The following is an 11,016-nucleotide window of genomic DNA, read 5'->3' on the forward strand; positions in this document are numbered from 1 at the left end:
ATGAGTGAATTTCTTTTTGTATCCGACAAAATTTAAACTTTCACTAAAAGGTTTTTTACAATAATCACACTTAAATCTTCGACGATTTAAGTAAAGCATTACTTCTCGGTTACATATATGTAAATCCCTCACCAAATGACTTTAGTTTTTATGAAGGCGATGGCTATTATGAACACAGCGGGGTCATTTAGCTGTTTTATTTTGTACTTTATCCGATAAAATCAATGTTCCTTCTGTCTCTTGGATTTTTTCAACCATGACTCCTGGTAAGTTAAGGAGTTTTGTTATTTCTCTTTTCACAATTCCTAGCCTGGATTTTAGGGACACTACGTTAATAGTTTAGCACACTAAGTCCGGAAGACCCATATTTTGGGGATTAGTGTGAAGATTTGATGAAGTAGTTCCTAATACATTAATCAGCACCTAATGTATGGTATAAAGCGATAAGATTTCTAGTCCAAGTCCAGAACCCAGTGAATCAACAAAATAAAACGTGGGCTACTGTTTCTCAACAGACACCAACCTTCCTGGTTACAGGGGGAGCTGGATATATTGGGTCTCATACCGTGCAAGCCTTAAAGCAGGCGGGTTATCAAGTTGTTATTCTAGATAATCTAACCTGCGGACATCGAGACTTCGTGGAACATGTCTTGCAGGTTCCCCTAATTGAGGGGAGTATCAGCGATCGCGCCTTACTGGATCGGGTATTTGCCACTCACTCTATCACCGCCGTTATCCACTTTGCCGCCTTTGCCTATGTGGGAGAATCCTTTGCCAACCCAGCCAAGTATTACCGTAACAATGTGGCGGGAACCCTGACGCTGCTGGAGGCGATGGTGGCGGCTTCGGTGAAAAAGCTAGTCTTTTCATCAACTTGTGCCACTTATGGCATCCCAGAGTCATTACCGATTACGGAAGAAAAACCGCAAAATCCCATCAATCCCTATGGTAGGAGTAAATTGATGGTCGAGAAAATGCTGGCTGATTTTGACGCGGCTTATGGGTTAAAGTATATCTGTTTCCGCTTCTTCAATGCCGCTGGAGCAGATCCGGCGGGACGCTTGGGAGAAGATCATACTCCAGAACCCCACCTGATTCCCTCCGTGTTGTATAGCGCCCTCGGTTGGCGAGACTCTATTTCTGTGTTTGGCAGCGATTATCCCACCCCAGATGGCACTTGTATTCGAGACTATGTGCATGTTGTTGATATCGCTCAGGCGCACTTGCTGGGATTAACTCGACTCTTGCAAACCGATGAAAGTGAAATTTTTAACCTGGGGAGTGGCAAAGGTTTCTCCGTTAAACAAGTGATTGAAACCGCCAGGAGAGTCACCCAACAACCGATCCCCGTGATTGAGTGCGATCGCCGTTCCGGAGATCCCCCAATTTTGGTCAGCAGTGGGGAAAAAGCTAAGCAGGTTTTAGGTTGGCAACCCCTATACCCAGAACTCAAGGATATGATCACCCATGCTTGGCATTGGCATCAACACCGCCACGGTTGGCGAGAGAAACAAATGGTTCAGCCTTACCTTGGCACATCTGGGGCATCTGGTATACAGTTTCAGCAGCAACCCAAAAAGTCATGATCACCATGAACAGCGATCGCGCCGCCTCTACTTTACCCTTGGTTTCGGTGATTATTCCAGCCTATAACGCCGAAACCTTTATTGAGAAAACGCTACACTCTGTTCTATCTCAGACGTATCAGAACCTGGAGGTTTTAGTCGTCGATGATGGTTCCCAGGATCGAACCCCTGAGATTATTAAATCGATTGCCCAACAAGATAAACGGGTAGTCTTGTGGCAACAGAAAAATGCTGGAGTCGCCGCCGCCCGGAATTTAGGCATTGAAAAATCTCAGGGAGAATTCATTGCTCCCATTGATGCGGATGATATTTGGTATCCCGAAAATATTGAAAAGCAAGTCCAATGTTTTCTCGAATCCGAGCCCTCGGTTGGGTTAGTTTATTCTTGGTCTGTGGATATTGATCAAGATGACTTACCTACGGGTATCTTTCGAGCTGCCAAGATTGAAGGAGAGGTTTACGTCACTCTAGTCGGTCACAATTTTATTGGCAATGCTAGCTCCTCCATGATTCGTCGAGATTCTTTTGAGCAAATTGGGGGGTATAACTGCCAATTTAAAGAACAGGATGCTCAGGGATGTGAAGATTGGGATCTTTACCTGAGGATTGCTGACGTTTACCAATTTCGAGTTGTCCCAGAATTTCTGGTTGGTTATCGCAAGATGACCAACAGTATGTCCCGTGATTACACCAAAATGGCGAAGTCCCACACTTTGGTTATGCAATCTGTGCGACAAAAGCATCCCGAAATAATGACGGCTATTTATGGGTTTTCTAGTAGTAGCTTATATATCTACTTTGCTCACCAAAGCAATTCTTCAAAAGACCATAAAACGACTCTATTCTGGCTATATCAAGCGATCAAATTCGATTCAATCACTCCTTGGATACGTCCTAGCGTTTATTTATTAGTTTTAAAAAGTATGTTAGGGTTGTTTTTTCAGCTTTACATACCCCGCTCTGATGGTGATAAAAACCAGTCGCTCAATAATAAAAAAACAATTACATTAGAAGAGATAAAGAACAAAAAAATGGAAATTAAATTTAAGGAGGTAATTAGTAAGATATTTCACTATCTCATTCCTAAGCTTGCCAAAGCTCCGAAACTTAAACTGAAGGATAAAACACTTAAAAAGTCAGCATTGAATTAAAAAGGTATTTTTTGGTGACAAGTGACTACTGAAGATCAACGATTGAAGAGGAAAAACTCATTAAAAGGCTACTCCGACTGCTAAAAATTTACCCCTGGGCAATTCCGGCAATTGTTACCCTAGGAATTCTGTCGTCCCTTTCCGAAGGATTGGGGATTAGCCTATTTATTCCGTTTCTACAAAGCTTGTCTCAAAACTCCAACCTAACCGTCAGTGACAATGCTTTAATCAGCTTGCTCAACCAGGTCCTCAGTATTGTTCCTGACAATCAGCGCCTAGTCATCATTCCTCTGTTTATTTTTGGCACAATTGTGCTGAAAAACTGTTTAATTTACAGCAACTTGGTTCTATTGGCATGGTTGAATTCACGTATCAGTCATCGGTTGCGCTCTCGTATTTTCGATCAGCTCTTAAGCGTCAGCTACAGCTTTTTAGAAACGAAAGATTCCGGCAAATTACTCAATACCTTGGCAACTGAAACATGGCGCACCAGTGAAGCACTTGGGATATTGGTTAACCTGATTGTAAGTTCCTGCACCACCGTTGTTTATGTCGCCTTACTCCTACTGATTTCCTGGAAGTTGACCCTGTTAGTGGGTGGGATCATGCTGTTGATTTCTCTAATTATCCAGTTTTTGACGCGCCAGTCCAAAGTTCTGGGACAAAAGGCAGTCCACGTAAATGCTGCCTTGGGAAGACGAATGTATGAAGGGTTAGCTGGAATGAGAACCATTCGAGCATTTGGACAAGAACCTTACGAGCAAAAGCAGTTTGATCAGGCGTCTGAACAAGTCCGTAGTATCTTTATGAAGCTCGATACGTTGTCGGCGTCTGTAAATCCCCTCTATGACTTGCTTTCGACATTGCTTGTGCTGATCGTTATGATGGTTGCGCTGCTGCAAGACCGAACGGCATTACCTACACTGCTAACTTTTCTATTCATTCTCTATCGACTCCAACCGCAGATGCAACTGCTCGGTGGCAATCGCGTCAAGTTGCTGATGTTAGCCAGTTCGGTGGATGATGTGATGTACTTTCTGGAACCCTCGGACAAGCCCTACATCCGCTCTGGCAATCTGACGTTTTCAGGATTGCAGCAGGCTATTTCCTTAGAATCCGTTAGCTTTCGCTACAATCCCCAGGATAAACCCGCCTTACAAACTATCTCCATCTCCATTCCCCGTGGCAAAACCACGGCGTTTGTGGGTCCTTCCGGTGCGGGTAAGTCTACCCTAGTTAACTTGATTTGCCGTTTTTATGAGGTGAGTGAAGGCGAAATCTATGTAGACAATCATCCCTTAAAAGCATTGGATTTACCATCTTGGCGTCGTCATCTGGCAATCGTCAGTCAAGACATTTATATTTTTAGTAATACCATCAGGGAGAACATTGCTTATGGTCGCTTAGACGCAACAGAAACCGATATCATTGCCGCCGCCAAACAAGCGAATGCCCATGAGTTTATCATGCAACTCCCCCAAGGCTACGATACCAAAGTCGGCGATCGCGGAATTCGGCTCTCCGGGGGTCAGCGACAGCGCATCGCCCTTGCTCGTGCGATTATCCGCAATCCAGACATTCTGATTCTGGATGAAGCCACCAACGCCCTAGACACGATTTCAGAACATTTAATTCAAGAAGCGCTGAATACCTTTAGCCATAACCGTACCGTCATTGTCATCGCCCATCGCCTGTCCACTATCGAAAAAGCAGACCAGATTATTGTGATGGAGAAGGGACAGGTGGTTGAGTCGGGTAATCTCCAGCATCTTCTCCAACTCAACGGACTCTTTGCCAAACTTCACCGACTGCAATATAACCAGTCTCCAGCTTGACCTTCACCAAAGACTTATGTCCTACTCCATCATTGATTTGGAAGTCACTCAACCCCTACCCACCCTCCAGATAAAGGAGGACGAAACGGGTATCGCTTTGGTGCTGCGCCGTAAAGACAGACCCATCGGTTTGGTGATGCAGAAACTCCCGCCAAACAGCGTCCTGACTCCCGACGATTTAGCACCACTCCTGAGTCGGGAAATTGGTACAAAGCTGCTTCAGGAAAGTATCCGAGAGGAATTGGTTCCTCCAGCGAATCCAGAGCCATTTCCTTCGCTAACGGTGGCGATTTGTACCAAAGACCGTCCTGACAATGTGGCAAGATGTTTGGAGTCTTTACTCAAGCTACAACTATCAAACGGTTCGCCTCGTTTTGAAATTTTAGTGGTGGATAATGCACCGTCTGACGATCGCACCAAAAATTTAATTGACACATTACCGAGCGTGGGCTATACAAGGGAACCGAAAGGGGGCCTAGATTTTGCTCGCAATTGTGCTTTGCAAGAGGCGACAGGTGAACTTCTGGCATACCTAGATGATGATGTCACCGTAGACCGTCAATGGTTCAATGGACTGGTAGAAGCTTGGGCAGACAATCCCGATGCAGGTGGATTTACGGGTTTAGTTCTGCCCTATGAGTTAGTCACCGAAGCACAAATTCTGTTTGAAAAAAGGGGCGGATTTCGGCGCGGTTTTGAGAAAATCCGCCATGGTCAAATTTTACCCGGTAATCCCCTCTATCCCTGCGGAGCCGGAATTTTTGGCGCGGGATGCAATATGGCGTTTCGCCGGGAGCTTTTACTCAAACTGGGTGGCTTTGATGAGGCGTTAGATACAGGCGCACCGCTTCCGGGTGGCGGGGATTTGGATATCTTTTACCGTGTGGTTCGAGCCGGATATCCGTTGGTATATGAACCTCAATACCTGGTGTTTCACCAACACCGTCGGGAACGGGCAAAACTCCGCCATCAGTATTGGACGTGGGGGTTAGGATTTATGGCATTTGTGGTTAAATCTTACCAGAAAGACATCCCCATGCGTTTAAGATTTCGCCTGTTGGTCGGATGGTGGTTTCACTACCAATTGCGCCAGTTTGCAGAAAGTTTGCTGGGTTTTCATCCTTTACCACCGGGGATGATCCTGGCGGAACTTTGGGGGGGTATTGTCGGGCTTTTGGGAGAGTATCCTCGTTCACAGAAACGTATTGAGCAGATTAAACAGCAATTCCCGTCAGATATCACGCCGCCATTTCAACAATTCGGATGCTATCAAGATGATGGGATAGCATTACCGTGACAAATTAGAACATACTAGGCAAGAAACAGGACGATAAAGTGTAGATACCGTTGGCAAAATTTGATTGAACCGACCCAAGAATGCCCAATATGAATAATCATCTATCCATCGATTTAATCATTTGTACCTATAACAATGCTGCCCTCCTAGACCGCACACTAATAGCAATCTCCGAGCAGCAAGTTCCATCTGAGGTTGAATGGAACGTTTTAGTTGTCAATAATAATTGCACGGATGATACCGTAGCTGTGGTAGAAAGACATATTCAGTCCGGCAAGTTACCTAACTTATCAATGGTCTTGGAACCCCAGCAAGGTTTGACCCCTGCACGTCTGTGCGGTGTCAAAAATACCACAGCCGATTGGTTGGCGTTCGTTGATGATGACTGTCTATTGGAGGAAGATTGGATCGCTCAAGCTGCTAAGTTTGCTTTGGTACATCCTGAGTGTGGAGGATTCGGTGGCAGAGTCATTTTAGATTGGGAAACCCCCCCTCCCGCCTTTGTGTTAAACTATGCTTACTCATTCGCCCAACAAGAGCATGGAACACTTGCCAAACAAATGTCTTGTTTAGTGGGTGCTGGGTTAATTATTAATCGCTCGGCACTGATCGATATCGGTTGGATAGATAAGCAGTTTTTAGCTGACCGAGTGGGAAAAAAGTTAATATCTGGCGGCGATGTAGAACTTGCTTTACGGCTCGCCGCTAAATATGACCTTTGGTACAACCCAGAATGCAAATTGAGGCACATTATTCCCTCTTGGCGCACCTCCGAAACATACCTGATGAAAATCAACTACAGTCTTGGCACTTGTAAGCTATACGGTGATTCAATGGTCTGGTCTGGTTCATATCTAGCTTGGCTGTTTGTGTCGGTTTGGGATGCCTTTGGGTCTTCACTTGATATTCTCATTCAAGCTTTAAGGGTGGTAATGGGACGTAGAGCAGCTATAGAAGTTGGCATAAGTTCTAGTTTTATCCGAGGTTGGTGGGTAGGGATTTGGAGTATGCTCCAGATGAACGTTAAAGAACGCCGGGAATTGTTGGGCTGTGCCAAATTAACCGTTCAGTAGGATGGTGTCTGAAAAGGAGATAAAATGCAGAACAACTTAATTCTAATCCGCTATGAGTGAGCAATATTATTATCGAGCCACAATTTCACCAATACCAAAAGGAGAACAGCGCCCTTTGTGGTCGGTGATGATTCCTACTTATAATTGCGCTCAATATCTGCGGGAAACCTTGGCAAATGTGTTGGCTCAAGACCCAGGATCAGAGGTGATGCAAATTGAGGTGATTGATGACCATTCTACCTAGGATGATCCAGACGCGGTGATTAGAGAACTCAGTCAGGGTCGAGTAATATTTTACAGACAGCCAGAAAATGTTGGTCATATTCGCAATTTTGAAACCTGCTTGCAGCGATAGTTTATCTTGTCATTGGAGCTGCGAAATCCTTAATCGGGCAAACAGCAGTTGCCGAAATGTTCTTAGAGTCTGAAAACAGCACAAGAGAACCCCAGTTAAAGGAGAGTTAGCCCAAATTGCCCCGTTTGCCAGTCTCCTACTTTCGAGATGAGTTAATTGAGAGAGCCAGGTTATGACCCCCTTTTTGCATTGGAAAATTCTCCACCTTGAGCTAAGTGAAGGCATCCCCTCACTACCCGCTACTCCCGACTGTCAGGGAATCTACCTGGTGTTTTGGTGGCATGGCATTCCCCTAGGTCATCAGGAGATTCCCGCCGCCCAGTTGCCCATGCCTGCCACACAGCTACTTAATAGCGTCGTGCAAACCATTGCGCCAGCCGTCGGCGATCGCCTTTTGCCCCAAGATAAGAATAGATCCCCAGATTGGCACTCACAAGTAGGAGTAAAAAACCCCTTACAGCAACTCCGGGAGTGCTGGTCAAATCCTGTGGATGAATTGGTTTCTGTGGTAATCTGTACGCGCGATCGTCCCCAAGAGTTAGCTGAATGCCTGCGATCGCTCCAGAATTTATCACACCACCCACAGGAAATCATCGTTGTAGACAACGCACCGAGTACACAGGTAACGCGCCAACTCGTCTCCCAGATGCCTGGTGTTCGCTACGTACCAGAACCTCGTCCGGGTTTAAGTGTGGCTCGCAATACAGGTATTCGCCACAGTACAGGTAAGATTATCGCTTTTACTGATGATGATGTCACGGTTCATCCGAACTGGATTGCCCAACTACAACAAAGCTTTCAGAATCCGCAAGTGATGGCTGTCACGGGATTAGTCATACCTGCTGAGCTAGAAACAGAATCTCAAGTAACCTTTGAAATGAATCACGGCTGCTTGAGTGGGGAGTACCGTGCCAAAACGTTTGATCAAGAATTCTTTCAGGCAACAAAGCATCGAGGAGTTCCAGTTTGGACAATCGGGGCGGGTGCTAACATGGCTTTTCGACGCGAAATTTTTGAACAGGTAGGAGACTTTGATGAACGCTTGGGGGCGGGAGCATCTGGATGTAGTGAGGATTCGGAATTCTGGTACAGAGTTCTCGCTGAAGGTTGGCTTTGTCGTTACGAACCAACGGCGGTAGTTTTTCACTACCATCGCCGAGAATTAGATAGCTTGAAACAGCAGATGTATCAGTATATGCGAGGACATAATGTGGCTCTGTTAATCCAATTCGCCAGATACAAACACTGGGGAAACTTGCTGCGCTTATTTGTCATCTTACCCGTCTATTACGCCCTGGTCTTGTTAAAAGGTAGTATTGGAGGATTTGGACTCAGGCACAGAACCTACTTAGCAGAAGTTTGGGGCTGTTTAGCCGGAATAAAGTTTTACTTACAGAACCGCGCATCGGGTAAAAAGTTGCCAAATATTTCTTAATAGTCGTCACCACCTTATACAAGATACAAGTTTTTATCTTTCAGCTAAGTAGTCGGACTGGCATAAAACGGTACGCTAATTAAGTTGTGTAAATTGCCCTCAAACCCTTACTGTTCCCTGTTCCCTGTTCCCTGTTCCCTGTTCCCTGTTCCCTAATCTCAACCGTTAACTTTAAGTGTGTCCACCTACTTATGTACAAAGCTCCACTGAATCATTTTTTATCCAAAAACCCTTTCTCCCGTCCCCTAACCCAAGGCTTTTTCTACCGGGAAAAAATGCGTGCTATTCACCGCATTGCTCCCGATCAAAATTTTAGAAAAATTCTCGAAGTGGGTGGTGGTCAGAGTGGTCTCACGGCTTTGTTATATCCCCAAGCAAAAGTCACCAACCTGGATCTCAATTCTGAATATTCCCAAGCACCCTGTAATCAACAGGAACAAGTCAGTTTTGTTTGTGGAGACGCAACAGCGCTACCTTTCAACGATGATTCATTTGATGCTATCACCATGTTCGATGTTTTAGAACATATTCCGCAGCACGAAAAAGCTGTATCAGAGGCACTGCGAGTACTTCGACCAAGCGGTTTTCTCTTAGTCAGCACTCCCAACGAAAATTGGCGGTTTCCCTACTACGAATTTATGAAACCTATCTGCCCTAGTGATACTGATGTCATGGCTGAATGGGGACATGTACGCCGTGGCTACACGTTAGATGAACTGAAGAATCTGATTGGTTTATACTGTCAGAGCTATGCTACTTTTATTAATCCGGTCACTGTGATTTGCCATGATATCGCCTTCTCCCATTTATCACTTCTTAAGCGTGAGTTCCTTTGCGCCTTACTCAGTCCCATTACTTGGTTAAGTTACATCCAACACAAGCCGGAAGCCAAAGGTACAGAAACTGCATCAATTTGGCAGAACCGGGCAAAGTTGCTATTAAAAAATTCTAACCTTTAATTAAGTATTATTGCCATCAATTGTGTCTATCTATTGTTATGAAATTTACGCCCAACATACTCCGCTTTTTCATCAGTGGCTTATTAGTTTTTAGTATATTCTTTCGCTTCGCAAATCTCGATCAAAAAATTTACTGGCATGATGAAAGTTACACGTCTTTACGGCTTTCTGGTTACTCCCTTAATGAATTAATTCAGGGGGTTTTTACGGGTGAGGTAATTAGCATCGAAGAGTTGCATAAGTACCAACGGATTAATTCTGAACGGGGTGTCATTGATACAGTCAAACGCCTTGCCGAACAAGATCCCAAACACCCCCCTCTTTATTACGCCATGGCACGATTATGGGTTCAGGGATTCGGTGACTCAATAACCGGGATAAGAAGTTTATCTGCTGTCATTAGTTTGCTCATTTTTCCCAGTGCCTACTGGTTGTGCCGAGAGTTATTCAAGTCATCGTTAACAACCTGGATAGCTGTTGCTCTAATCGCCCTATCACCTTTTCATGTATTATATGCTCAAGAAGCAAGACAATACGCTTTATGGACAGTGACCATTTTGTTATCGAGTGCAGCGCTACTTAGAGCGATAAAATGTCAGACTAAGCAAAGTTGGATAATTTATGGCGTCACCCTATCTCTGGCGCTGTACTCTCATTCACTTTCCTTATTGGTTGTGTTAGCATACTGTGTCTATGTCTTTCTCATTGAAGGATTTCGCCTCAGTCGAAATCTGATGGCTTATGGGTTAAGTACCCTATTAGCAATTCTTTCTTTTGGGCCGTGGTTGATTAATTTACGCGACACCAATGGGGTAAGCTGGACAGCAAAAGAAGTATCGGGGTCATTTTTAGTCAAAAATTGGCTAGGGGATTTGACGCGGATTTTCTTTGATTTCCAAAAAATCGATAATCCTTTAATTATTGTCGCTCCGCCTGTTTTAATCTTAATTGGATATTCAGTTTACTTTTTATTGAAAAAATCAAATCGGAAAATCTGGTTATTTTTATTGGCATTAGGTGGAATTCCATTACTGCTGCTATTACTACCCGACTTAATCTTTGGCGGACGCAGATCGACAGTCAATCGTTATTTAATTCCGAGTTATTTATCGATTTAACTGGCTGTAAGTTATCTTCTTAGTACGAAGATTACCTCGATTCATCTTTTTCAACAGAAAATTTGGAAAGTAATAAGCTGTTCGGCATTTAAATAGGGTATAATTAAAATAGGAAATCCGAAAAACGAAAAAAATATGCCAGCCAAAAATTATTTGAAACCCGCTCAAAAAGAAAAATTACAAGTTGCTCTAAAAACCGAGAAAAAT

9 protein-coding genes and 1 pseudogene are annotated in these 11,016 nt (G+C 44.3%); 9 read left to right on the forward strand and 1 reads right to left on the reverse strand.

Annotated features, from left to right (window positions below; genetic code table 11):
* A partial coding sequence (locus RIG66_RS12920) for a transposase family protein (protein WP_446378611.1) occupies positions 1–132 on the reverse strand: 132 nt, incomplete at its 3' end.
* A gap of 341 nt (positions 133–473) precedes the next feature.
* On the opposite strand from RIG66_RS12920, the gene galE reads away from it, so the two are divergent.
* From galE to RIG66_RS12965, 9 genes and pseudogenes are all read left to right on the forward strand, one after another.
* On the forward strand, positions 474–1,586 hold the full coding sequence (gene galE, locus RIG66_RS12925; protein ID WP_446378597.1) for a UDP-glucose 4-epimerase GalE: 1,113 nt from the start codon (positions 474–476) through the stop codon (positions 1,584–1,586).
* Complete coding sequence (locus RIG66_RS12930) at positions 1,583–2,737, forward strand: glycosyltransferase family 2 protein (RefSeq protein ID WP_446378599.1); 1,155 nt, start codon at positions 1,583–1,585, stop codon at positions 2,735–2,737. Before galE ends, RIG66_RS12930 begins: the two co-directional genes overlap by 4 nt.
* A 101-nt stretch (positions 2,738–2,838) precedes the next feature.
* A complete protein-coding gene (locus RIG66_RS12935; RefSeq protein WP_446378613.1) occupies positions 2,839–4,572 on the forward strand; it encodes an ABC transporter ATP-binding protein in 1,734 nt (577 codons plus the stop codon).
* A 16-nt stretch (positions 4,573–4,588) separates the two neighbouring features.
* On the forward strand, positions 4,589–5,869 hold the full coding sequence (locus RIG66_RS12940) for a glycosyltransferase family 2 protein (protein ID WP_446378601.1): 1,281 nt from the start codon (positions 4,589–4,591) through the stop codon (positions 5,867–5,869).
* 89 nt (positions 5,870–5,958) lie between these two features.
* Complete coding sequence (locus RIG66_RS12945) at positions 5,959–6,942, forward strand: glycosyltransferase (RefSeq protein ID WP_446378603.1); 984 nt, start codon at positions 5,959–5,961, stop codon at positions 6,940–6,942.
* Positions 6,943–6,994: 52 nt separating this feature from the next.
* Positions 6,995–7,294 (forward strand): annotated as a pseudogene (locus tag RIG66_RS12950) (glycosyltransferase family 2 protein); the annotation flags it as partial.
* 175 nt (positions 7,295–7,469) lie between these two features.
* On the forward strand, positions 7,470–8,732 hold the full coding sequence (locus RIG66_RS12955) for a glycosyltransferase family 2 protein (RefSeq protein WP_446378605.1): 1,263 nt from the start codon (positions 7,470–7,472) through the stop codon (positions 8,730–8,732).
* A 191-nt stretch (positions 8,733–8,923) separates the two neighbouring features.
* Complete coding sequence (locus RIG66_RS12960) at positions 8,924–9,691, forward strand: class I SAM-dependent methyltransferase (protein WP_446378607.1); 768 nt, start codon at positions 8,924–8,926, stop codon at positions 9,689–9,691.
* 38 nt (positions 9,692–9,729) lie between these two features.
* A complete protein-coding gene (locus RIG66_RS12965) occupies positions 9,730–10,809 on the forward strand; it encodes a glycosyltransferase family 39 protein (protein ID WP_446378609.1) in 1,080 nt (359 codons plus the stop codon).
* Positions 10,810–11,016: the final 207 nt, after the last annotated feature.

Source organism: Coleofasciculus sp. E2-BRE-01 (genome assembly GCF_040221695.1).
Classification (GTDB): Bacteria; Cyanobacteriota; Cyanobacteriia; order Cyanobacteriales; family Coleofasciculaceae; genus Coleofasciculus.